We start from the raw sequence: 23,483 nt of genomic DNA, 5'->3' as shown, positions 1-23,483 counted from the left end.
CCCGCCTTTCCTATGGGTTCGGTTCAGATATCCGATGCAACTCGTCCACTTCCCGCAGCCGCCGCAACCACGCCTCTCCCGCCCCGCTCCCGCCATCCAGGGTCGCCCCCCGCCCGTCCCCGTCCATGGCGAGGCGTACGTGCAGGTCCGCCGGCGGCAGGCCGGCCGCGCCGCGATCGGGCCATTCGACCAGCCACAGCGCGTCGAGGGCGTCGTCCAGGGCGAGGAACTCGAGCTCGCCCGCATCGCCGATGCGGTACAGGTCGAGGTGCAGCGCCTCGCCGCCGCGCGGCAGCGGATAGCGTTCGAGCAGGGTGTAGGTGGGGCTGCGCACGGTGCCGGTCACGCCCAGTTCGCGCAGCCAGGCGCGCGCGAGGGTCGACTTGCCCGCGCCCAGGTCGCCGTGCAGGTAGACCACGGCCCGCTCCGGCGCCGTCCGCGCGAGCCGGACGGCCAGCGCGCGGGTCGCGCCCTCGTCCGCTAGGAACACCGGCCTCACGCCGGCGGCCCGCCGTTCGCCCAGGTGCGCAGCGGGTCGAGCAGGTCGGACGGCAGCAGGCCGCGCTCGCCGACCTGGGCGGCGGCGTCGCCAGCGATACCGTGCAGCAGCGCGCCGCAGCAGGCGGACGCGAACGCCGGGAAACCCTGCGCGCGCAGCGCGGCGATGCAACCGGTGAGCAGGTCGCCCATCCCACCCACGGCCATGCCGGGGTTTCCGGCCGCGATCACCCGCGGCACCTGCTCGGGCGCCGCGACCAGCGTGCCCGCGCCCTTGAGCACGACCACGCAGCCGAACATCTCCGCCAGCAGCCGCGCCGCCGCGAATCGGTTCGCCTGCACCTCGGCGGCGGTGAAACCGAGCAGGCGTGCCGCCTCCCCCGGGTGCGGGGTGAGGATGGTGCCGGCAGGCAACACGCGGGTGCGCCGCGCCAGCAGGTTGAGCGCATCGGCGTCGAGCACCAGCGGTATCGCGGCCGCAAGCGCCTGTTCGTAGAGCGCGGCACCCCACTCGCCCTGCCCGAGCCCGGGCCCCAGCGCGATCACGTCCGCCAGCGCCAGCAACGGTTGCAGCGAGCCGCCGGGTTCGATGCCGTGGACCATGGCCTCGGGACGGCGCGCCAGCAGCGCAGGCACGTGAACCGGCCGCGTCGCCACGCTCGCCAGTCCCGCCCCGCAGCGCAGGGCCGCCTCCGCCGCCAGGATGACGGCGCCACCCTTGCCGGTGTCGCCGCCGACGCACAGCACGTGCCCGTTGTCGCCCTTGTGCGCATCGCGCGCCCGCGGCGCGATCCAGCCGGGCAGGTCGTCCCGGTCCAGCCGGTAGGCCATCACCGGCGCATCGGCGAGCGCGTCGTCGGCCTCGAGCGTGGCCAGCCCCAGGGTGCCGGCGCAGCGGGCGGCGGCGCCTGTGTAGAGCCCGGCGTGCGGTGCGAGCAGTTGCAACGTATGCGTCGCATGGACTACACGCCCGGGGGCGCTGCCCCGGTCCGCATCCAACCCGCTCGGTACGTCCAGCGAGAACACCGGCAGGCCGGAGGCGTTGATCGCGTCGATGATCCGCGCCGCATCCGCGTCCGGTTCGCGTGAAAGCCCGATGCCGAACAGCGCGTCGACCACCAGCTGCGCGCGGCCGAAGCCGTCGCTGAATGCCTTGATCCGCCCGCCGGCCTCGCGATAGGCCTCGCAGGCGCGCTGCGCGAGCTCGCTGCGCGGTGCGTGCGCCTCGATGCGCAGCACGCGCGCATCGCGCCCGGACTGGTGCGCGAGCCGGCACAGTTCATAGCCGTCGCCGCCGTTGTTGCCCGGACCACAGACCACGACGATGCGCTGTACGTCCGGCCAGCGCGCCAGCAGTTCGCGCCAGGCCGCCTGCCCGGCGCGCGCCATCAGCGCGAACCCGTCGCCGAGCCGCGCGGCCATCTCCGCCTCGAGCGCGCGCAGCGCGGCGCCGTCGTACAGCGGCGTCCCCCGGGCGTTGGCACTGGAAACGGCGTCCATCGCCCGGATTCTATACTTCGACCGTGTCCACGCCCGCCGCCCGCACCCCCCTGCCCGATCCGGCTGTGCTCGCCCTGCGCATCAAGGCGCTCGCGCGCGAGGCAGGCTTCCAGCGCTGCGGCATCGCCGGGGTCGAACTCGGCGAGGACGAAGCCTTCCTGCGCGACTGGCTGGCCCGCGGCCTATACGGGACGATGGACTGGATGGCGCGCCACGGCGATAAGCGCTCGCGCCCGCACGAACTGATGCCCGGGACGGTGCGGGTGCTTTCGGTGGGGCTCGACCATGGCCAGGACCCGGAGCAGGCCTGGCGCACGCTCGAGGACGGCCGCCGCGCCTACGTCGCGCGCTACGCCCTGGGTCGCGACTACCACAAGCTCATGCGCAACCGCCTGCAGCGCCTCGCGGAACGTGTCGCGGCCGAAATCGGCCCGTTCGGATATCGCGTGTTCGTCGATTCCGCGCCGGTGCTGGAACGCGCGCTGGCGCGCAACGCGGGCCTGGGCTGGATCGGCAAGCACACCTGCCTGATCGACCGCGACGGCGGCTCATGGTTCTTCCTCGGCGAGATCTACCTCGACCTGCCGCTGCCGGTCGACCCGCCCGCGAGCGCGCATTGCGGCAGTTGCGTGCGCTGCATCGAGATCTGCCCGACCCGGGCGATCGTGGCGCCACACCGGCTGGATGCGCGGCGCTGCATCTCCTACCTCACCATCGAGCACGAGGGCGCGATCGACGAGGCCCTGCGCCCGTTGATCGGCAATCGCATCTTCGGCTGCGACGACTGCCAGCTGGTGTGTCCCTGGAACAAGTTCGCGCGGCGCACCGACGAACCCGATTTCCGCGCCAGGAACAACCTAGACCAGGCGACGCTGGTCGAGCTGTTCGCCTGGAGCGAGGATGAATTCCTGCAGCGCACCGAGGGCTCCGCGATCCGGCGCAGCGGCCACGCGCGCTGGCTGCGCAACATCGCGGTGGCGCTGGGCAATGCGGCGACTTCGCCGGAAGTGGTCGCAGCCCTGCGATCGCGGCGGGAAGCGGAAGATCCCGTGGTGCGGGAACACGTGGCGTGGGCGCTGCGGCGGCATGGCGAATCCGTCGGAGTGTTCTCCGACGTTTCCGCTGGCTAGGTGAGGGGAAAACCGGATCGCGCCCGCGCGGGGCCATTCGCAGATTCCTCGCTGCGCTCGGAATGACAGTGGGAAGGCGGCTCGGCGCGACTCGCAATCCAGCGCGTCGCGGTCCGGCGCGGGCAGCCTCAACCGCGCGCGGAGATCTCGTCCAGGAGCACCTGCGTCACCGGATCGTCCGCACGTGCCTTGCCCTCCAGCGCCGGCAGCAGCGTGTTCGCCACCTGCTTGCCCAGTTCGACGCCGAACTGGTCGAAGGCATTGATGCCCCAGGCCACCGACTGCAGGTAGACGCTGTGCTCGTACAGCGCAACCAGCGCCCCGAGCGCATGCGGAGTCAGCGCGTCGAGCAGGATCAGCGTGCTCGGCCGGTTGCCGGCGTAGGCGCGGTGCGGATCGTCGCTGGCCTGGCCGTTCGCCAGCGCCTGGGTCTGGGCCAGCAGGTTGGCCAGCAGCGCACGATGGTTCTGTGCGTAACCGTCGTCGCTACGGACCACGCCGATGAAATCGGCCGGCACGACCTGGGTACCCTGGTGCAGCGCCTGGAAGAAGCTGTGCTGGGTATCGGTGCCGGGACCGCCCCACCACACCGGGACGGTATCTTCCTGGAGTGGTGTGCCGTCGAGCCGCGCCGACTTGCCGAGGCTTTCCATCACCAGCTGCTGCAGGTAGTTCGGCAGCAGCTTCAGGCGCTCGTCGTAGGGCAGCACCGCCTGCGTCGCCAGGCCGAGCGCGTTGCGGTTCCACAGCGCGGTCAGGGCGTGCAGGAACACCAGGTTTTCGCGCGGCGTGGCGCTTGCCGCGTGCGCGTCGATCTCCGCGGCGCCCGCGAGCAGTTCCTCGAAGCGCGCCATGCCGATCGCCAGCGCGATCGGGAAGCCCACCGCCGACCACAGCGAGTAGCGGCCGCCGACCCAGTCCCACATCGGCAGGATCCGCTCCGCGGCGATGCCGAATGCGGCGGCACGCTCGACGTTCGCGCTCACGCCGTACACGCGCCCGCCGTCCAGTCCCGCCGCCTCGCCGAGCCAGTCGCGCACGATGCCGCCGTTGAGCAGGGTCTCCTGGGTGCCGAAGGTCTTGGAGATCAGGATCGCCGCGGTCTTCGCCGGATCCAGCCCGGCCAGCGTGCGCCGCGCGGCATTACCGTCGACGTTCGACAGGAAATGCACGCGGAAGCGCGCCCCCGGGAGGGCGAGCGCGTCGGCGACCAGTCGCGGACCGAGGTCGGAACCGCCGATCCCGACACTGACGATGTCGGTGACTTCGGTGGCGGCGAGGTGTTGGATCATCTCCGCCATTGCCTTGCGCGCAGCGGCCGCCTGCGCGACGCATTCGCGTGCGAATGACGCGTCCGACGAGGCGCCACGCAGGGCGGTGTGCAATGCGGCACGACCCTCGGTGACGTTGACGGTCTCGCCATCGAGCAGGCGGCGCATCGCGGGTGCGAAGCCCGCGTCGTCGGCGAGCGCGAACAGCGCGTCGAGCGTCTGCGCATCGAAGCGCTGGCGCGCGAAGTTGGCGTACAGCGGGCCGACCCGCAGCGCGAGGGCTTTCGCACGCCCGGGATCCTCCTGCAGCAACCGCGCGACCGGAGTGTCCGCGAGGCGCGTGGCGTGGGAACGAAGGGTCGCGAAGTCCGACATGGTCGAGTGCCTGTTTCAATGGTGGGGATCGGGATTGGAACGCGGCGCGAGGCATACGACACGCGTGCCGATGCGGGTCATGCACCCGGGCCTGCGCCCGACGCAACGGCCCCAATCCGTGGATGCGAAGTATAGGATCGATCGGTATCCGCGCTGGCAAGCGGAAAACAAGCTCAAGCGCCGATGGCGAACTCGAGGTTGTCGATCAGCCGCGTCCCGCCCAGGCGTGCGGCGACCAGCGCCACGTGCGGCCCGGCGGTTGCGGTGGCGCCCGCGTCGGACAGGTCCGCACGCCGCACCTGCGCGTAGTCGACATCGAATCCGTGGCGTTGCAAGCGCTGCAACGCTTCCGCCTCGACCTCGGCCATCTCCCTGCCCGCCAGCGCGGCGTCGCGCATCGCCAGCAGCGCGCGGTAGATCTCCGGCGCGACCGCGCGCTGCGCCGCATCCAGGTACTGGTTGCGCGAACTCATCGCCAACCCGTCGGCCTCGCGCTCGGTTTCACCCGCAAGCAGTTCGACCGGGAACGCGAGGTCGCGGACCAGGTAGCGGATCACCGCCAGTTGCTGGTAATCCTTGCGTCCGAACGCGGCCAGGTCCGGTTGCACCTGGTTGAACAGGCGCGAGACCACCGTCGCCACGCCATCGAAGTGCCCGGGGCGATGGGCGCCGTCGAGCACGTCGGTGATGCCGGGCACGCGCATGTGCACGGCCCGGTCGGCACCGTAGGGATACATCGTCTCCACCGTCGGCAGCCACAGCAGGTCGCAGCCGGCGGCCGCGAGTCCGGCGGCATCGTGCTCCGGCGTGCGCGGATAGCGTGCGTAGTCCTCGTTCGGCCCGAACTGGGTGGGATTGACGAACACGCTGGCGACCACCCGGTCGGCGTGCTGCCGGGCCAGGCGCACCAGGGAGAAGTGCCCGGCGTGGAGGTTGCCCATCGTCGGCACGAAACCCACGCGCAGGCCGTCGCGCTTCCAGCCCGCCACGCGCGCGCGCAGGACGCCGAGTTCGCCGAGGGTTTCGATCATGCCGTTCCCGCGCTCAGTCGTAGGCGTGTTCGGGGCCGGGAAAGTGCCCCTCGCGCACCGCCTCGACATAGGCGCGCACCGCACCGGCGACCGATCCGCCTTCGGCGAGGAAATCCTTGACGAACTTCGGCCGGCGATGACCACTGTCGAGCCCGAGCATGTCGTGCAGCACCAGCACCTGCCCGTCGCATTGCGGGCCGGCGCCGATGCCGATGGTCGGGATCGGCGAGACCTGGGTGATCTCGGCCGCAAGCGCCGACGGTACGCATTCGAGCACCAGCAGCGAGGCGCCGGCCTCGGCCACCGCGAGCGCATCCACGCGCAACCGCTCCGCGGCGTCGGCCTCGCGCCCCTGTACCTTGTAGCCGCCGAATCGCAGAACCGACTGCGGGGTGAGGCCGAGGTGCGCGGACACGGGGATCTCGCGCGCGGCGAGGAATCGGATCGCGGCCAGCTTGTGCGGGGCGGCCCCCTCGAGCTTGACCATGCCCGCGCCGGACTGCAGCAGCCGGGTCGCGGCGTCCAGCGCGCGCTCGGGTGTGGCGTCCGACTGGAACGGCAGGTCGGCCACGAGCAGCGCCCGGCACAGGCCGCTGGCCACCGCGCGCACGTGGTAGGCGACATCGTCGACGCTGACCGGCAATGTCGAATCGTGGCCCTGCACCACCATGCCCAGCGAATCGCCGACCAGCACGAGGTCGACACCGCTGGCGTCCAGGACCCGGGCGAAGCCGGCGTCGTACGCGGTCAGCATCGCCAGGCGGCGGCCGGCGCGACGCGCCTGCGCCAGGTCGGGCACGGTGAGGGGCTTGGCGGGGGCAGTGTTGCTCATGCGCCTAGGGTATCGCCTCGATGCCGCCGGCATCCAATGCCGCCAGCACATCGGCGACGCTGCCGCGCCCGGGGATCGCCGCCCGCGGCGCGATTTCCGCCAGCGGCAGCAGCGCGAACGCGCGCTCGTGCAGGTGCGGATGCGGCACGCGCAGGCCCGGTTCGTCGAGCACCGCGTCGCCGTACAGCAGCAGGTCGAGGTCGAGCGTACGCGGACCCCAGCGGTCGCTGCCGTCCGCCGTTCGCTCGCGACCGAAGCGGCGCTCGATCTCCAGCAGCGCATCGAGCAGCGCGCGCGCGGGCAGCGTGGTCTCGACCGTGGCCGCCGCATTGAGGAAATCGGGCTGATCGCGCCGGCCCCAGGCCGGCGTCCGGTAGATCCGCGAGGCCCCGACCAGGTGCGTCTGCGGCACTCCATCGAGCGCCGACAGCGCCCCGGCCATGGCCTGCGCGACCTCGCCGACGTTGCCGCCGAGGCCCACGCACGCCACCACCGGCCTCATTCGCCGGCGGCGTGGCTGCGCCGACGCCGGCGCCGACGCTTGCGCGGCGCGTCCGCGGAGTCCCCGTCCGCAGCCCCGGACTCGACCGCGGGATGGTGAGCGATCGCCGTATCCGGGTTCCGCTGCGCCTCCTGCCAGAAGGCGATGTCCTCCTCGTGCGCGGGCGACGCCGCGCGGCGCAGCACCAGGAAGTCGAACGCGGCGCGGAACCGCGGATGCGACAGGGTCCGCACCACCCGCTTGCGCTGGCGCTGCGAGAACCTCGACTGCATCAGCCAGATCTCCTGCATCGGCAGCGAGAACCGGCGCGGCAGCGCGATCGTGTCGAGCTGGTGCAGGGTGACGCGGTCGGCGGCGCGGCGCTCGGCCTCCACCGTGTTCAGGCCCTGCGCCTGCAGCGCCATCAGCGAGCGGCAATAGGCCGGCCACAGCAGCACCGCGAACAGGAACGCCGGCGACACCGGCTCGTCGATCGCCACCCGCCTGTCGGTCCCGCGCAGCCCTTCGAGCAGCATCTGCCGCAGCGCGCCGCTGCGGTTGGCGGCGAGCGCCGCGGCGGTTTCCGGGAACAGCGCGGACAGCAGGCCGTGCCGCTCCAGGCCTTCGAAGCTCGCCACCGCATGCCCGGACAGGAACATCTTCAGGCATTCCTCGAACAGCCGCGCCGGCGCCGCCTCCGCCAGCAGCGGCGCCAGCCCCGGCAGCGGGGCGGCGGTGTCGGGCGCGATCCCGAAGTCGAGCTTGGCGGCGAGCCGGATCGCGCGCAGCATCCGCACCGAATCCTCGCGATAGCGCGTTTCCGGATCGCCGATCAGCCGCAGCACGCGGTTGTTCACGTCCTCGAAGCCGCCGACGTAGTCGCGCACCGAGAAATCGGCGATGTCGTAGTACAGCGCGTTGGCGGTGAAGTCGCGGCGGACCGCGTCGTCCTCGATCGTGCCGTAGACGTTGTCGCGCAGCAGCCGGCCGTCATCGTGCACCTGGCGATCGCCGCTGCCGTCGTCGATGTTGGCGCGGAAGGTCGCGACCTCGATGACCTCGCGCCCGAAGACCACGTGGGCGAGCCGGAAGCGCCGGCCGATCAGCCGGCAGTTGCGGAACAGGTGCCTGACCTCCTCTGGCGTCGCGTCGGTGGCGACGTCGAAGTCCTTGGGTTCCAGGCCGGCGAGCAGGTCGCGGACCGCGCCGCCCACCAGGCAGGCGCGATGGCCGGCCTCGTGCAGGCGGTAGAGCACGCGCAGGGCGTTCGGGCTGATGCCCTTGCGCGAAATGGAGTGCTGGTCGCGCGGGATGATCCGCAGCGAAGTCTGGATGGACGGGGCGTTGGTCGGCATCGGGCCTGTTGGTTCCGGGTCGGTGCCGACAGTCGGTAGTCGGCCAGCTTATCGCTGCTATACTAGCAAGCTGCATCGGAGCCATGCCCCTCGGGGTCGGACCGGGCAGCCGGTCGTCCAGCCGGCGCTGCATGCGCAGCACCCTGCTCCCTTCGTCTAGAGGCCTAGGACGTGGCCCTCTCAAGGCTAAAACACGGGTTCGAATCCCGTAGGGAGCGCCATTTTTAAAAAAAGGCCCGCGCGAGCGGGCCTTTTTCCTGTGCGGCTCCCGACACGCCGCATCCGGCATCTGCTGCGTGTGGACCCGTGCGCGTTTACCTGTCTGCGTGTCTGCGCGCGTCGGACACGCGTGCGCCAGACATGAGAAGTCGACGCACGGGACAGTAACGCATCCTTCGCACGGGGCGCCGGGTACGGGTGCCCCTGGGGGCGAATGTCTTCCGGCGGCGGCCCGCGGCCATCGCCTCCCCCTTGAGTTCGCCCCCAAGGACACCCGCACCCGACGTGAAGGGATCGCGGGCAATCCGATGCCGCCTCGTCAGGCTTGCCAGTTCAAGTTCGCAGGCGGGGCGTCTCGCTCACAAGATCAAGCGCAGCCGAGCCAGGCAGCGGGCGGCGGGCCTTCGCGGCGAAATCAAGGAGGAGGCATCCGCCGGCCGGCGGATGCCGGGGGACATTCGCCGCGAAGGCCCGCCGGTCGCGGCCAGGTCCACCCGGTCGCCACGCCATCGCGCGGGCGCCACTGGACAGCGGCTGCGCGGGCCAGTCGATGCGAACGATCGCCTCTCGCGGACAGGCATGACGTCCGCTACCAGGCCGCGCGCCCGTACTGCCTCGGATCCCGCACGACTGGGCGCTCGATGTCCTGCGCCGACCGCCGATGCGAACCCTTCGCAGCGCATCCGGCGCGCGTGCTCTAGAATTCGAGACCCCGCCCGTCGCCCGCACCGGACCCGCATGCCCTTCGTCGTCACCGAGAACTGCATCAAGTGCAAGTACACCGATTGTGTCGAGGTGTGCCCGGTCGACTGCTTCCACGAAGGCCCCAACTTCCTGGTGATCGACCCGGACGAGTGCATCGACTGCACCCTGTGCGAGCCGGAATGCCCGATCAACGCGATTTATCCGGAGGACGACGTGCCGGCCGGGCAGGAACACTATGTGGCGCTGAATGCCGAGCTGTCGAAGGACTGGCCGGTGATCACCGCGCGCAAGGATCCGCTGCCCGACGCCAAGGAATGGGAAGGCAAGCCGGACAAGCTGCCGTTGCTCGAGCGCTGATCCGGGGAACGCAGGGCCTCGCCGGCAACGCCTGCCCGAACGTACGAAAGGCGCCTCGCGGCGCCTTTCGTCGTCTGGGACCGGGTGCCGGCCCCCATGCCGCCCGGCTTCAGCCGCCGGCGAGCGCCGCCCGCAGCGCCGCGATCAGCCGCTGCGGCGGCTCGCCGGCCGCCGGCAGGCCGCGCGGATCGACCGCCGAGACGTAGGCGCCGGTATCGGTCCGGGTCACCCGCACCAGGAACTTGGCGTCGCCGTAGTCGACGTCGTAGGTACCCAGCAATTGCGCGCGGTTCACCACGGTCAGGCCCTGGGTGGCCGCCAGCACCTCGCCGACCCGGGCGAAGACCGCGTCCACCTCGCCGGCGACGGCGAAGCCGTTGGGCTGCGCGGTGCCCGCAGCCGGCATCGTGGAGCGCGTCACCGTGCCCGTTTCGGGAAGCTGCATCGCGCCGGAGGTGTCTGGGCGATCCAGGTCCGGGGGCACCTCCAGCGGACGGTTCTCGGGGCTGGCGGCGTACAGCTCACTGCCCTTGCGGAACCACTTGCAGCCGCTGGTACCCAGCACGGCAACGGCCAGAAGGCCGACCGCGAGCAGGCGGATCATGGGGCGGGAATGACGCATCGGTGGTGTCTCCTGCAAGAAAATGGATCAGGCCGCGAGCGGATCGCGGAGGCTGTGTTCGATCGCCAGGGCCGCTGCGGTGATGCGGGCGGCCTTGGCCTGGTGGATGTCCGACAACGCGGTCAGCGGCAGGCGCATGCCGTGGCCGAAACCGAGCCGGTCGAGCACGGCCTTGACCGGGATCGGGTTCGGCTCGAGCGTCGCGAAATCGAAGAACGGCGCCAGCTGCGAGTTCCACGCCTCCGCATCGGAGCGCTGCCCGGCAAGAGCGAGATCGCACAGCCTGCGGATCGCAGCGGGAACGATGTTCGACACCACCGAGACGAGGCCGTCGGCACCGGCGAGCATGGCACGGGCCGCAGTGGAATCGTCTCCGCAGAGCACGGCGAAGCCGTCGGCGCGCAACGCAAGCCATTGCTGCATGCGCGCGGGATCCGCGCTCGCCTCCTTGATCCCGACGACGCGCGGATGCGCAATCAGTCCGGCGACCGTTTCCGGCACGAGGTCGCAACCGGTGCGCTGGGGAACGTTGTACAGCACCACGGGCAGCGCATCGTCTTCTGCGATCGCGCTGAAATGCGCCAGCAGGCCGGCCTGGGTCGGCCGCACGTACGGCGGCACGACCACCAGTGCCGCGTCGGCCCCGAGCGCGGCGGCACGGCGGGTCGCCTCGATCGTCCGCGCGGTGCTCGACTGGCCGGTACCGGCCAGCACCGGGACGCGCCCGGCGACGCACTCGACCGCGGTGCGCAGCAACGTGTCGTATTCGGCCTCGTACAGCGAGGCGGCTTCGCCGGTCGAGCCCGCCACCACCAGGGCCTGGGTCCCGCCCTCCAGCTGGGCATGCAGCAGTCGGCGCCAGGCGTCCAGATCGAGCTCGCCTGTCACCGTGAACGGCGTCGCCAGCGCGGTGATGCTGCCGGAAAGTCGCAAGTGGAAGGGTCTCGTGCGAAGCCCGTGCGCGGGCGCAAGGACGGATGATCGGGATACGGCATGTTACTTGCGGCGCGGAAGCACGGGCAAGTATGCTGGCCACGGCGCCCGGCCATGCCCGGGCTGCCGTTCAGAACCGGAAGCACCACAGAATCACACGCCGCGGACGCCGCCTTGACCGATCCAGATACCGCATCCCGGCCCTCGCCGAGCGAGAACTACCTGCTGATCAACGCCTACACGACGCATCCGGCATCGCCGCTGCTCGCCGTGTCCAGGCGCATCGCCGACAGCGGCTGCAACCTCGTCGACACCCGTCTGTCGACGGTCGGTCGCGACGTGTCGGTCACCGCGCTCGCCACCGGTTCCTGGGATTCGGTCGCCAAGCTCGAGGCCATGCTGACCCGGCTCGAGCGCGAGGAGGAGCTGAAGCTGGTGTGGTACCGCACCGGGCCGAAGCCGGTGCAGTCCAACCTGCTGCCATACATCGTCGAGGTGGTGGCCGCCGACAAGCCGGGGATCCTGTTCCAGCTCGCCGACTTCTTCGACCGCCAGGGCATCACCATCGAGAGCCTGCACTGCTCGCGCTACCGCGCGATGCAGACCGGCGCCGACATGTTCTCCGCGCAGGTCACCATCGGGGTGCCGGCGAACATGCACATCGCCGCGCTGCGCGACGACTTCCTCGAGTTCTGCGACCACCTGAACCTCGACGCGATCATGGATCCGATGAAGTTCTGACATGGTGCAGGTCGGCAAGGCGCTTCCGAAGTCCACGCTGCGGCTGCCGCTGGCGCTGTCGGGCGGCGGCAGCGCCACCCTCGCCGACCATGCCGGCCACTGGCTGGTGCTGTATTTCTATCCGAAGGATTCCACGCCCGGCTGCACCACGCAGGGGCTGGAGTTCAACGCATTGCTGCCCAGGTTCAAGCGTGCCGATGCCGTTGTGCTCGGCGTCTCGCGCGATTCGGTGAAATCGCACGACAACTTCTGCGCGAAACAGGGTTTCGACTTTCCGCTGGTCAGCGATGCCGACGAGAAACTGTGCAAGGCCTTCGACGTGATCCACGAGAAGAACATGTACGGGCGCAAGGTGCTGGGCGTGGTGCGCAGCACCTTCCTGATCGCGCCCGATCACCGCCTCGCCGCCGAGTGGCGCGGGGTGAAGGTCGCCGGCCATGCCCAGGCCGTGCTCGACGCACTGAAGGCCGCGCAGTCCCGGTGAGCCCCATCCCTTCCGATCCGCCTCGCCGCCCTGCCCCGCAGGCCGCGGCGGCGCGCCGCTGCCCCAGACCGAACGCCAACCGGAGCCGACCGTCCCGATGATGACCCAAGGCAAGCGCCTGTACGTGCTCGACACCAATGTGCTGATGCACGACCCGACCGCGCTGTTCAAGTTCGAGGAGCACGACGTGTTCCTGCCGATGCAGGTGATCGAGGAACTCGACAACGGCAAGAAGGGCACCTCGGAGGCCAGCCGCAACGCACGCCAGGTCAGCCGCTTCATCAACGAGCTGATCGAGGCCCAGGGCAGCGACAAGATCGAGTCGGGCCTGCTGCTGCAGCGGCCGAACGGGCTGCAGCTGCGCGGCGCGGCCAGCATCGGCAAGCTGCGCTTCCAGACCACGGTGCCGAAGGAGGACAAGACCTCGTTCGGTGCGGTGGCGCCGGACAACCGCATCCTCGGCGCGATCCTGCAGCTGCGCCGCGAGGAGCCGGATTTCCCGGTGGTGTTCGTCTCCAAGGACATCAACCTGCGGATCAAGGCGGCGATCGCCGGCATCGTCAGCGAGGACTACGAGAACGACCGCGCGCTGGACGATTTCAGCCTGCTCTACACCGGCGCCAATGCGCTGCCGGAGGACTTCTGGCAGCGCTACGGCAAGGACCTCAAGTCCTGGACCGACAGGGGCCGGACGTTCTACGAAGTGGCGATCGGCGCCGACGACGACTGGTATCCGAACCAGTACCTGTACCTGCCCGGCGACGACGAGGCCGAGTTCCGGGTCGCGCGCGTGGACGGCGGCAAGGCGGTACTGCAGATCGTCGACGACTTCCGCGGCAGCCAGCACGCGGTGTGGGGCATCAACGCGCGCAACCGCGAACAGAACTTCGCACTCAACGCACTGATGGACCCGGAGATCGACTTCGTCACCCTGCTCGGCACCGCCGGCACCGGCAAGACCCTGCTGGCGCTGGCCGCGGGCCTGGCGCAGACCATGGACCAGCAGCGCTACCGCGAGATCATCATGACCCGCGCCACGGTCAGCGTGGGCGAGGACATCGGCTTCCTGCCGGGCACGGAAGAGGAGAAGATGACGCCGTGGATGGGCGCGCTGACCGACAACCTCGAGGTGCTCACCCACAACCAGGAAGGCGGCAGCTGGGGGCGCGCGGCGACCAACGACCTGCTGGCCTCGCGGATCAAGATCCGTTCGCTCAACTTCATGCGCGGACGCACCTTCCTCAGCCGCTGGCTGATCCTGGACGAGGCGCAGAACCTCACGCCCAAGCAGATGAAGACGCTGATCACGCGGGCGGGCCCCGGCACCAAGATCGTGTGCCTGGGCAACGTCGAGCAGATCGACACGCCCTACCTCACCGAGACCACGTCGGGCCTGACCTACGCCGTCGACCGGTTCAAGAACTGGGCGCACAGCGCGCACGTGACCCTGCGCCGCGGCGAACGTTCGCGCCTGGCGGATTACGCCTCCGAGGTGTTGTAACGAGCCGATGTAGCCCGGATAAGCGAAGCGCATCCGGGACCCCGCGGCACCATCCGATGGCACCCCGCGTATCGGGGTGACCGTGGCATCTCCGGATTCGCTTCGCCTATCCCCGGATGCGCTGCGCTTATCCGGGCTACGCGGGCGACGGAGTTGCGGCGTGCTCGCGACACGCCGCCGGGCGCCATGCACAATGCGGCCATGAGCGAACGCGCCGCCGATGCCGCCCCCAAGCCCAGCCGTGCCGACAGCCGGCCGAGCCTGCGCGAGCGCTTCGATGCGATGCGCAACATCCCGCCGTTCCTGCGCCAGATATGGGCCACCAGCCGTGCGCTGACGCTGACCAGCATCGGCCTGCGCGTGATCCGCGCGTTCCTGCCGATCATGATGCTGTACGTCGGCAAGCTGATCATCGACGAAGCGATCCGCCTGGTCGGACTCGGCCTGGCGTTCGAATCGATCGGCCAGGCCTGGCGCGGCGGACAGCTCGACACCCTGCTGTGGCTGCTGGCGATCGAGTTCGGGCTTGCGATCCTGTCGGACCTGCTCGGCCGCATCGTGAGCTACGCCGATTCGCTGCTGTCGGAACTGTTCACCAACGCCACCAGCATCCGGCTGATGGAGCACGCGGCCACGCTCGACCTGGAGGACTTCGAGGACCCTGACCTACAAGACAAGCTCGACCGCGCGCGGCGGCAGACGATGGGACGCATGAACCTGATGGGCCAGCTGTTCGGCCAGTTGCAGGACTCGATCACCGTGGTGAGCTTCGCGATCGGCCTGCTGGTGTACGCGCCCTGGTTGATCCTGCTGCTGGCGATCGCGCTGATCCCCGCCTTCGTCGGCGAGTCGCATTTCAACGCGCTGGGGTATTCGCTCAACTTCCAGTGGACGCCCGAGCGCCGTCAGCTCGAGTACATGCGCCAGACCGGCGCCAGCGTCGAGACCGCGAAGGAGGTGAAGATCTTCAACCTGCACAGGTTCCTGATCGACCGCTACCGCACCCTGGCGCAGAAGTTCTTCCTCGCCAACCGCACGCTGGCGCGCAAGCGCGCGGTCTGGGGCACCCTGCTCGCGGCGCTCGGCACGCTGGGGTACTACATCGCCTATGCCTACATCGCCTGGCGAACGGTGAAGGGCGATTTCACCATCGGCGACCTGACCTTCCTCGCCGGCAGCTTCCGCCGGCTGCGGCAGTTGCTCGAAGGCCTGCTGATCGGCTTCTCGCAGGTGGCCGGACAGGCCCTGTACCTGGACGACCTGTTCTCGTTCTTCGAGATCGAGCCGGAGATCAAGTCGCCTGAGCATCCGGTCCCGTTCCCGGACCCGATCGATCGGGGCTTCGTGTTCGAGGATGTCGGCTTCCGCTATCCGGGCGCCGATCGCTGGGCGGTGCGGCACATGGACTTCGAACTGCGCGCCGGCGAGGTGCTGGCGCTGGTGGGCGAGAACGGCGCCGGCAAGACCACGCTGGTCAAACTGCTGGCGCGGCTGTACGACCCCGACGAAGGCCGCATCCTGCTCGACGGACGCGACCTGCGCGAGTACGACCTCGACGACCTTCGCGCGAACATCGGCGTGATCTTCCAGGACTTCGTGCGCTACCACCTCACCGCGGGCGAGAACATCGGCGTGGGACGCATCGAGCATATGGACGACCGCGTGCGGATCGAGGAGGCCGCCCGGCGCGGCATGGCAGACGAGGTGATCGCCGAACTCGCCAACGGCTACGACCAGTTGATCGGCCGCCGCTTCAAGACCGGCGTCGACCTGTCGGGAGGACAATGGCAGAAGATCGCGATCGCGCGCGCCTACATGCGCGATGCGCAGGTGATGATCCTCGACGAGCCGACCGCCGCGCTCGATGCGCGCAGCGAGTTCGAGGTGTTCCGACGCTTCAAGGAACTGTCCGACGACCGCACCGCGGTGCTGATCTCGCACCGTTTTTCCAGTGTGCGCATGGCCGACCGCATCCTGGTGCTGGCCGAGGGCCGGGTCGAGGCCAGCGGCACCCACGCCGAGCTGATGGCCCAGGGCGGCCGCTACGCCGAGCTGTTCGAACTGCAGGCGGCGGGCTACCGCTGAAAGTGCCGGCCAAGGGGCGCACCTTGGCACGCGCTACGAAGATCCAGTGCGGTCACAGCTCCAGCCGGCCCTGCGCGTCGGCCGGGGCCGTGTAGTCCAGCCGCCCGTCGACGATCCGGGCCGCGCCCGTCCAGGGGTGTTCGCGGGCGTCGCCGGGCCCCATCAGGTGGATCACGGTCCAGCCACGGGCCTTGGCGTCGTCGGCGATCAGGCTGCGGTGGCAGCTCCACCACATGGCCTCGGCGCACATCACCGCGGTCGGCGCCTGGAGCGCGAGCGCAAACAGCCGTTCGCGGGCGCTGGCGTAGTCTGGTGAATCCATGTAGTCGGCATAACCGCGGAAACCGGCGTTGCGCCAGGCCGTGTGCGGCGAGTCCGGGCGCGGCCTGCGCCGCCCGCCCAGCTCCGACATCGGCACGAAGCCGATCCCCGCCGCCGGCAGGCTGGCGGCCAGGGCGTCGGCGCCGAACTGCGGGTGCCTGCGCGACCCCGGATGGCGGCGCACATCGGCCACGCGAGCCACGCCCGCGGCCTGGAGCATCGCCACGAAGACTTCCAGCGGGCGGGTCGAGTGGCCGATGGTCCATAGTCTGTCCATGCCGCCATCCTGCCAGCGGACATGTGGACAACATGCCCAGGCGAAGGAAATCCTCACGGCGGATAGAATAGGCGGCTGCCACCACCACCCACTGCCCTCCCCGCATGTCTTCCGCCTTCGGCACCGAGACGGTGCTGGACGTCCGCCACTGGACGGACAGCTACTTCAGCTTCACCACCACCCGCGACGACGGCTTCCGCTTCGAGAACGGGCAGTTCGTGATGATCGGCCTGGAGGTGGACGGTCGTCCGTTGCTGCGCGCGTACTCGATCGCCAGCGCGAACTGGGAGGAACAGCTGGAGTTCTTCAGCATCAAGGTGCCCGACGGCCCGCTGACCTCGCGCCTGCAGCACATCGCGTCGGGCGATACCCTGCTGGTAGGGCGCAAGCCTACCGGCACCCTGCTGATCCACGACCTTCACCCGGGGCGCAACCTGTACCTGCTCGGCACCGGCACCGGCCTGGCACCGTGGCTGTCGGTGATCAAGGATCCCGACACGTACGAGCGCTTCGAGCGCGTGATCGTCGCCCACGGCGTGCGCGGCGCCGGCGACCTCGCCTACCGCGACTACATCCTCAACGAGCTGCCGCGCCACCAGTTCCTCGGCGATCAGATCGGGCGGCAACTGCTGTACTACCCGGCGGTCAGTCGCGAACCCTTCGAGTGGGAGGGGCGCGACCAGCGTGGTCGCCTCACCGACCTGCTCGACAGCGGCCGCATGGCGGCCGACCTCGGCCTGGATCCGCTGGATCCGGCGAAGGACCGGGCGATGATCTGCGGCAGCCCGCAGATGCTGGCCGACTTCCGCGCGATCCTCGACGCCCGCGGCTTCGTGGCCGCGCCGCGCATCGGCACGCCGGGCGACTACGTGTTCGAGCGCGCCTTCGTCGAGAAATAGGACACAGCGCCCCGCGCGGGGCGCTTGCCCGCGCGTGGGCCATGCATTCCGGATCGGATGGGCCACCCTGCGCGGCCACGCATCGCGTTCGCGAAGGAGCGGTCTTCATCCGCCTGCGACGGTCCGTCGTAGAATCGTCGCGACACGAAGAGGACGTCCGACGATGAAGATCCTGGTTCCGGTCGACGGCAGCGACATCAGCACCCGCGCCCTGAAGCACGGCGTGGAGCTCGCCAGGGCCTTCGGCAAGCCCGGCAGGCTGGTGGTCGTGGTGGTCGACGACACCCTGTTCCCGGGCGCCGAGCGCAAGATGGGCCCGGAAGCCGCCAACGCCTATCACGCCGAGAACTTCGCACGTATGCTGGCGCCCGCGAAGAAGCTCCTGGCCCGCGGCAAGGCCGACGCCGAGTTCGTCGAGATCGCGGGCGACGTGGCCGAGGGCATCCTCGAAACGGCCGCCGGCCACAAGGCCGACCTGATCGTCATGGGTTCGCGCGGCGCCGGCGCGATCAAGGGTGCGCTGCTCGGCTCCGTGTCGATGAAGGTGCTGTCCGACACGCAGGTACCGGTGACCATCGTGCATTGAGCACGGCTGCGGGGTGCCGCAGCCGTGAGCAGGCTCAGCCGAGCGCGGCCTCGATGTCTCCGCGCAGGGATCCGGGCGCAGTGGTGGGCGCATAGCGTTCGCGCACCTGTCCGTCCCTGCCGACCAGGAACTTGGTGAAGTTCCACTTGATCGCGTCGATGCCGAGCAGCCCACCCTTCTCCTGCTTCAGCCACTGCCACAGCGGGTGCGCGCCTTCACCGTTGACCTCCACCTTGGCGGACATCGGGAAATCGACCTCGAAGTTCAGCGAGCAGAACTCGCGGATCGCGGCCTCGTCGCCCGGCTCCTGCTGGCCGAACTGGTCGCAGGGGAATCCGAGCACCACCAGCCCGCGTTCGCGGTAGTCGCGCCACAGCTGCTGCAGTCCGGCGTACTGCGGCGTGAAGCCGCACTTCGACGCGACGTTGACGATCAGCAGCACCTTCCCCGCGTACTGCGACAACGCGATCGGCCGACCGTCGATCCCGGTGGCGGAAAAGTCGAACGCGGTGGTCATGGACCGTCTTCCGCCGACTGCACCCGCACCGGATCGGCGAAGGGCCGGATGCCGAGCTCGGCGTGAATCTCGGCAGGGTAGTACGCGACTGCGCCCTTGATGACGGTGGCGACCCTGCGGATGTCGGCGATGTCCGTGGTGGGATCGCCGTCGACCAGCACCAGGTCGGCCTGCTTGCCCGGCGCGATGCTGCCGAGCCGGTCGAGCACTTCCGAGTACTCCGCACCGTTCCAGGTGGCGACCTGCAGCGCCTGCGCCGGCGTCAGCCCGGCACGCACGTACAGCGCCAGCTCGTGGTGCAGGGTGAAGCCCGGCACCTCGTCGGTGCCCGCCACCAGCGGCACTCCTGCGCGGTACGCGCGGCCGACGAACTCCACCATCGCGTCGAACGACGCGCGGTAGCGCTCGCCGGTGGCGTCGTCGGGGATGTCCATCTCCGCCGCGCGCCCGCCGCGCTGCACGTCCGGCGGCAGGTGGTCCTCGATCCCGGCGAAGATCGGCGACATCTGGCCGTCGCGCTTGTGCAGGAACTCGAATGTCGCCAGAGTCGGGTCGATCACGATCCGCCGCTGCGCCAGCGTCGCGATGAAATCCTGCACCGGCCTCGAGTCGAGGTCGAGATCGGCCAGCTCGCGCGCCGGCAGGTAGAAGCGCTCCAGGGTGCGCGTGTCGGTCTCCGGCTTGACCAGGAAGTTCAGCATCAGCTGGTTGATGTGCTGGATCTCGTCGTAACCCGCGTCCACCGCGTCCTGCGCGCGCAGGAACACCGGCACGTGGCCGCTGACGCGCAGCCCCTTCCCGTGCGCGTAGGCGACGGTCTGCGGCAGGATCTCCTTCGGGAACGAGTTGTAGACCTTGATCTGCGGGTAGCCGTGCTGCGCGTACCAGTCGATCGCCTCGCGGGCCCCGGCGAGGTCGCTGACCACGAAGCCGTTGCGCGCCGACTGCTCACTCTCGCCCTCGAGGAAGCCCGCCGCCACGATCCGCGGCATCAGCAGCGTGCCGGCGCGTTCCTGCGCCATCACCTGCTGCAGGGTCGCGTTGTCGTTGCCCATGTCGCGCACCGAGGTCACGCCGGCGGCGAGGTTGAGGCCGCCACCCCAGCGGTCGATGTGGGCGTGCATGTCGAACAGCCCCGGCAACAGCACCCTGCCATCCGCGTCGATGACATGGTCGGCCCCGGGATCCGTTTCGCCGTCGCCGGAGACCGACACGATGCGCCCGTCGCGCAGCAACACGTCGGCACGCGGGCCGAGGACCGCCCGCTCGCTGTCGAACACGCGCGCGCCGCGGATCAGCGTGGTCCCGTCGAGCCTGTGCGCCAGACGCTGTTCGAGCGCTACCAGGGCCTCGCCTTCCGCGGTCTTCTGCATGGCCTCCAGGGCATCGGCGTTGCCCTGCCAGCCGTCCTCGATCAATTGCAGGAAGCCTGGGAAGATGTAGGCGAACAGCCGTGGGCGCGGTTCGTCGGTCGCCCAGGCGAAGACCGGCGTGAAACCGATGCCGGTCAGCGCCAGCAACTGTACCTGGCGCGACTCGTCGCCCTTGTGCACCGTCGCCTGCGCCACCTTGCGCGCGCTCAGCGTGCCGCCGGGGATCAGCGGCAGCTTGCCGTCGCTGCGCGCGCCCAGCGCGGCGATCGCCACCGACGCCGCCGCCGGGCTGCCGCCCAGTGGCGAGTACTGTGCACCGGGTTCGACCTTCTGTTCGCCGGAATCGGAGGTGGAGCGCCAGCTTGCGACGCCGTCGACCAGTTCGAAGCGTTCATCGACCGGCGCGCCGAAGGTCGACGTGCCGGTGACGCGGTAGGTGCGGAACGTGCCGTCCGGATTGAGCGCGTACTCTTCCTTCAACTCGGGGCCGCGACCGTTGTCCTTGAAAATGAAGTCGACCCGGGTCACCCCGTCGTCGCCCTCGACCACGGTCTGCTGCCCGGCCTGCTTGCCCCCATCGACGAGGGCGAGGTAGCGCAGCGTCTGCGCGGCATGCACGGGCGCAGCCAGCGCCAGCGCAACGAGGAGGGTCAGCCAGCACTTCATCGCGAATCTCCTTCATGGACCGGCGCGGCGGGCGAACCGGGGGCCGAGGGCCGCAGTGTAGTGCCGCCGTGCGGCGCCGGCGCGCACCCATGCCTTTCGTCATGGGTTGCCCACGGGGGCATGGGCTACCCTTGGGGTTTCGTTCCCCGAGGTAGGCCACGATGAAACACCCGCTCGCCGCAGCCCTTGCTGTCGCGCTGACCGCCGCCCTGTCCGCTGCCGCGCCCGCCCAGACCCCCACCGCAGACGCTCCCGTGAATCCCCAGTCCCCCGCCACGCGCGGCTCACAGGCCGCGAACCCCCTGTTCGTCGAGAGCCCGCTGCCGCTGGAGTACCCGCAGTTCGACAAGCTGAAGGACGAGCACTTCCCCCCCGCCTTCGACGCCGGCATGACGCGCAACCTCGAGGAGGTGCGGAAGATCGCCACCGAGAAGACGGCGCCGACCTTCGAGAACACGATCCTGGCGCTCGAGAAGTCCGGCAAGCTGCTTGGGAACGCCCGCCGCATCTTCGGCAACCTCAACGGCACCGACACCAACGACACCCGCAAGCGGATCAACAACGAGTACGCGCCGAAGTTCGCCGCCCACCGCGATGCGATCGTGCTCGACCCGCAGCTGTTCGCGCGCGTGGAGACGATCTACAACCAGCGCAACGACCTCGGGCTCGACGCCGAGGGCGTGCGCCTGGTCGAGGAGTACCACGACAGCTTCGTCCGTTCGGGCGCCAGGCTCGGCGACTCCGACAAGGCGCGCCTGAAGGACATCAATGCGCGCCTGGCCGCGCTGGGCACCGAGTTCTCCAACAACGTGCTCGACGAGGTGAACGATTCGGCGGTGCTGGTCGACGACAAGGCCGCGCTCGCCGGGCTGAGCGAATCGCAGATCGCCACCGCCGCGGCGGCCGCCAGGGACAAGGGCCACGAGGGCAAGTACCTGCTGACCCTGCTCAACACCACCGGCCAGCCGGTGCTGCCGCAGCTCGACAACCGCGCCCTGCGCGAGCGCGTGCACAAGGCCTCGGTCGCGCGCGGCAGCCGCGGCAACGAGTGGGACAACACCGGCATCGTCGCCGAAGTGCTGAAGCTGCGCGGCGAGCGCGCGAAGATGCTCGGCTACGCCACGCCCGCCGAGTTCGTGCTGGCCGACGAGACCGCGGCGACCGTCGAGGCCGTCAACCAGATGCTGGGCCGGCTGGCGCCCGCGGCGGTCGCCAACGCGCGTCGCGAAGGCGAGGCGCTGCAGGCCATGATCGACCGCGAGCAGGCCGCCAAGGGCGAGCCCAGCTTCAAGCTCGAACCATGGGACTGGGCCTACTACACCGAGAAGGTGCGCAAGGCCGAGTACGACTTCGACGACAACCAGCTCAAGCCCTACTTCGAGATGAAGAACGTGCTGGAGAACGGCGTGTTCTTCGCCGCCACCGAGCTCTACGGCATCACGTTCAAGGAACGCACCGACCTGCCCAAGTACCACCCGGACACCTGGACCTACGACGTGTTCGACAAGGACGGCAAGCAACTGTCGATCTTCATCTTCGACCCGTACGCACGCCCGTCCAAGCGCGGCGGGGCGTGGATGAACTCCTACGTCGGCGAGTCCGAGCTCGAGGGCACGCTGCCGGTAGTCGCCAACCACCAGAACATCCCCAAGCCGCCGGACGGCGAGCCGACGCTGCTGACCTGGGACGAGGTCACCACCATGTTCCACGAGTTCGGACATGCACTGCACGGCATGTTCTCGGACGTGAAGTACCCCTACTTCTTCATGAACGTGCCGCGCGACTTCGTCGAGTTCCCGTCCCAGGTCAACGAGATGTGGGCCGACTGGCCGTCGATCCTGGCCAACTACGCCAGGCACCACGAGACCGGCGAGCCGCTGCCGCAGGCACTGCTGGACAAGAAGATGGCCTCGGCCACCTTCAACGAAGGCTTCGCCACCACCGAGTACCTGGGCGCGGCGATGCTCGACCAGTACCTGCACCAGTTGCCGCAGGACCGGCTGCCCTCGGCCGCCGAGATCATGGCGACCGAGGCCGCGGCGCTGAAGTCGGTGGGCCTGGACTACGCGCCCGTGCCGCCGCGCTACCGCACCCCGTACTTCAGCCATATCATGGGCGGTTACGCGGCCACCTACTACGCGTACATCTGGTCGGAAGTGCTCGACGCCAACACGGTGGAGTGGATCAAGGCCAACGGCGGCCTGAAGCCCGAGAACGGCGAGCGCCTGCGTTCGACCCTGCTCTCGCGCGGCGGTGCCAAGGATGCCAAGCAGCTGTTCGTCGACTTCACCGGCCACGAGCCGAAGATCGAGCCGTTGCTGAAGAAGCGCGGCCTGGATGCGCCTCCGGCGAACTGATCCACGCCTCACCTGGCCCAGAAACGCCGCTGGATCTTTTCCGGCGGCTTTTTTTTTGGTTCTTCGCCCATGTGAGGGAGAGGCGATCCTCGATAGAGAAGTCCCTGTCCAGACTTCGGATGCACGCCACGCCCTGGCGCCCGGGAATCGCTTTCCGCTCGGTCAGGGCATCGTGCCCTGACTCGCGCGCAAGACATCCATGTCTTGCTTGTCGCGATCCCCGGGCGCCAGGGCGCGGCTCATCGTTGCCTGCCCGCGATGGCCGGGTGGCCAGCTTCTTCGAAGCCAGGCCAATGATGCTCCGACGGGCGTTCCGGGCCGGGGATTGCGGCGAGCAGCGCATGGATGCGCTGCGGCGGCGAGTCAG

The 23,483-nt window shown here is 69.7% G+C and carries 21 protein-coding genes and 1 tRNA gene; 10 read left to right on the top strand and 12 right to left on the bottom strand.

Annotated features, from left to right (window positions below; genetic code table 11):
• Positions 1 to 10: 10 nt before the first annotated feature.
• Together tsaE and JMO03_RS15170 are read right to left on the bottom strand one after the other, a co-directional pair.
• Complete coding sequence (gene tsaE / locus JMO03_RS15175; protein WP_202844588.1) at positions 11 to 499, bottom strand: tRNA (adenosine(37)-N6)-threonylcarbamoyltransferase complex ATPase subunit type 1 TsaE; 489 nt, start codon at positions 497 to 499, stop codon at positions 11 to 13.
• The gene (locus JMO03_RS15170; protein WP_202844587.1) at positions 496 to 1,998 is read right to left on the bottom strand and encodes an NAD(P)H-hydrate dehydratase; all 1,503 of its coding nucleotides are present in this window, start codon (positions 1,996 to 1,998) and stop codon (positions 496 to 498) included. Before JMO03_RS15170 ends, tsaE begins: the two co-directional genes overlap by 4 nt.
• Positions 1,999 to 2,021: 23 nt before the next feature.
• Between JMO03_RS15170 and queG the strand changes: the two genes are divergently transcribed.
• Entirely contained in the window at positions 2,022 to 3,128 is a 1,107-nt protein-coding gene (queG, locus tag JMO03_RS15165; protein ID WP_337926428.1) for a tRNA epoxyqueuosine(34) reductase QueG, read from the top strand.
• Between the two features lie 128 nt (positions 3,129 to 3,256).
• Here queG and pgi read toward each other — a convergent pair whose 3' ends face one another.
• The 5 genes from pgi to pcnB form a co-directional block, all read right to left on the bottom strand.
• Positions 3,257 to 4,774 carry a glucose-6-phosphate isomerase gene (gene pgi / locus JMO03_RS15160; protein WP_202844586.1) on the bottom strand — a complete coding sequence of 506 codons (1,518 nt, stop codon included), beginning with the start codon at positions 4,772 to 4,774 and terminating at the stop codon, positions 3,257 to 3,259.
• Between the two features lie 173 nt (positions 4,775 to 4,947).
• The gene (gene panC / locus JMO03_RS15155) at positions 4,948 to 5,805 is read right to left on the bottom strand and encodes a pantoate--beta-alanine ligase (RefSeq protein ID WP_202844585.1); all 858 of its coding nucleotides are present in this window, start codon (positions 5,803 to 5,805) and stop codon (positions 4,948 to 4,950) included.
• 13 nt (positions 5,806 to 5,818) lie between these two features.
• Positions 5,819 to 6,637, bottom strand: coding sequence for a 3-methyl-2-oxobutanoate hydroxymethyltransferase (panB, locus tag JMO03_RS15150; RefSeq protein WP_202844584.1), 819 nt, complete (start codon positions 6,635 to 6,637; stop codon positions 5,819 to 5,821).
• A 4-nt stretch (positions 6,638 to 6,641) separates the two neighbouring features.
• Positions 6,642 to 7,139, bottom strand: a complete 498-nt coding sequence (gene folK, locus JMO03_RS15145; protein WP_202844583.1) for a 2-amino-4-hydroxy-6-hydroxymethyldihydropteridine diphosphokinase — start codon at positions 7,137 to 7,139, stop codon at positions 6,642 to 6,644.
• Complete coding sequence (pcnB, locus tag JMO03_RS15140; protein ID WP_202844582.1) at positions 7,136 to 8,473, bottom strand: polynucleotide adenylyltransferase PcnB; 1,338 nt, start codon at positions 8,471 to 8,473, stop codon at positions 7,136 to 7,138. The genes folK and pcnB overlap by 4 nt, the downstream gene beginning before the upstream one ends.
• A gap of 145 nt (positions 8,474 to 8,618) precedes the next feature.
• Here pcnB and JMO03_RS15135 point away from each other — a divergent pair.
• Positions 8,619 to 8,694: transfer RNA gene (locus JMO03_RS15135), tRNA-Glu, on the top strand.
• A gap of 736 nt (positions 8,695 to 9,430) precedes the next feature.
• Positions 9,431 to 9,754, top strand: a complete 324-nt coding sequence (gene fdxA / locus JMO03_RS15130; protein ID WP_202844581.1) for a ferredoxin FdxA — start codon at positions 9,431 to 9,433, stop codon at positions 9,752 to 9,754.
• Positions 9,755 to 9,863: 109 nt separating this feature from the next.
• On the opposite strand, the gene JMO03_RS15125 is transcribed toward fdxA, so the two are convergent.
• Together JMO03_RS15125 and dapA are read right to left on the bottom strand one after the other, a co-directional pair.
• Positions 9,864 to 10,376, bottom strand: a complete 513-nt coding sequence (locus JMO03_RS15125) for a hypothetical protein (RefSeq protein ID WP_202844580.1) — start codon at positions 10,374 to 10,376, stop codon at positions 9,864 to 9,866.
• 27 nt (positions 10,377 to 10,403) lie between these two features.
• Positions 10,404 to 11,309, bottom strand: coding sequence for a 4-hydroxy-tetrahydrodipicolinate synthase (gene dapA / locus JMO03_RS15120; protein WP_202844579.1), 906 nt, complete (start codon positions 11,307 to 11,309; stop codon positions 10,404 to 10,406).
• Between the two features lie 114 nt (positions 11,310 to 11,423).
• Here dapA and JMO03_RS15115 point away from each other — a divergent pair, with 114 nt between their 5' ends.
• From JMO03_RS15115 to JMO03_RS15100, 4 genes are all read left to right on the top strand, one after another.
• Complete coding sequence (locus JMO03_RS15115; RefSeq protein WP_202844578.1) at positions 11,424 to 12,050, top strand: glycine cleavage system transcriptional repressor; 627 nt, start codon at positions 11,424 to 11,426, stop codon at positions 12,048 to 12,050.
• Position 12,051: 1 nt separating this feature from the next.
• Complete coding sequence (locus JMO03_RS15110) at positions 12,052 to 12,534, top strand: peroxiredoxin (RefSeq protein ID WP_202844577.1); 483 nt, start codon at positions 12,052 to 12,054, stop codon at positions 12,532 to 12,534.
• A gap of 100 nt (positions 12,535 to 12,634) precedes the next feature.
• On the top strand, positions 12,635 to 14,035 hold the full coding sequence (locus tag JMO03_RS15105) for a PhoH family protein (RefSeq protein ID WP_202844918.1): 1,401 nt from the start codon (positions 12,635 to 12,637) through the stop codon (positions 14,033 to 14,035).
• A gap of 201 nt (positions 14,036 to 14,236) precedes the next feature.
• Complete coding sequence (locus JMO03_RS15100; protein WP_202844576.1) at positions 14,237 to 16,120, top strand: ABC transporter ATP-binding protein; 1,884 nt, start codon at positions 14,237 to 14,239, stop codon at positions 16,118 to 16,120.
• 52 nt (positions 16,121 to 16,172) lie between these two features.
• Here JMO03_RS15100 and JMO03_RS15095 read toward each other — a convergent pair whose 3' ends face one another.
• The gene (locus JMO03_RS15095) at positions 16,173 to 16,718 is read right to left on the bottom strand and encodes a DUF488 domain-containing protein (protein ID WP_202844575.1); all 546 of its coding nucleotides are present in this window, start codon (positions 16,716 to 16,718) and stop codon (positions 16,173 to 16,175) included.
• A 104-nt stretch (positions 16,719 to 16,822) separates the two neighbouring features.
• On the opposite strand from JMO03_RS15095, the gene JMO03_RS15090 reads away from it, so the two are divergent.
• Together JMO03_RS15090 and JMO03_RS15085 are read left to right on the top strand one after the other, a co-directional pair.
• Positions 16,823 to 17,617 (top strand): ferredoxin--NADP reductase, encoded by a 795-nt coding sequence (locus JMO03_RS15090; RefSeq protein WP_202844574.1) that lies wholly within the window; start codon positions 16,823 to 16,825, stop codon positions 17,615 to 17,617.
• A 163-nt stretch (positions 17,618 to 17,780) separates the two neighbouring features.
• Complete coding sequence (locus JMO03_RS15085; RefSeq protein ID WP_202844573.1) at positions 17,781 to 18,203, top strand: universal stress protein; 423 nt, start codon at positions 17,781 to 17,783, stop codon at positions 18,201 to 18,203.
• Between the two features lie 34 nt (positions 18,204 to 18,237).
• On the opposite strand, the gene JMO03_RS15080 is transcribed toward JMO03_RS15085, so the two are convergent.
• Together JMO03_RS15080 and JMO03_RS15075 are read right to left on the bottom strand one after the other, a co-directional pair.
• Positions 18,238 to 18,720 carry a glutathione peroxidase gene (locus JMO03_RS15080; RefSeq protein WP_202844572.1) on the bottom strand — a complete coding sequence of 161 codons (483 nt, stop codon included), beginning with the start codon at positions 18,718 to 18,720 and terminating at the stop codon, positions 18,238 to 18,240.
• Positions 18,717 to 20,759 (bottom strand): amidohydrolase family protein, encoded by a 2,043-nt coding sequence (locus JMO03_RS15075; RefSeq protein ID WP_202844571.1) that lies wholly within the window; start codon positions 20,757 to 20,759, stop codon positions 18,717 to 18,719. Before JMO03_RS15075 ends, JMO03_RS15080 begins: the two co-directional genes overlap by 4 nt.
• 161 nt (positions 20,760 to 20,920) lie before the next feature.
• Between JMO03_RS15075 and JMO03_RS15070 the strand changes: the two genes are divergently transcribed.
• Complete coding sequence (locus tag JMO03_RS15070; RefSeq protein WP_202844570.1) at positions 20,921 to 23,116, top strand: M3 family metallopeptidase; 2,196 nt, start codon at positions 20,921 to 20,923, stop codon at positions 23,114 to 23,116.
• The last annotated feature ends 367 nt before the right edge of the window (positions 23,117 to 23,483 follow it).

The organism is Luteimonas saliphila, from assembly GCF_016774335.1.
In the GTDB taxonomy this organism is placed as follows: Bacteria; Pseudomonadota; Gammaproteobacteria; order Xanthomonadales; family Xanthomonadaceae; genus Luteimonas; species Luteimonas saliphila.
Note: the sequence above shows the minus strand (reverse complement) of the source record. Positions and strands in the feature narration are given on the sequence as shown.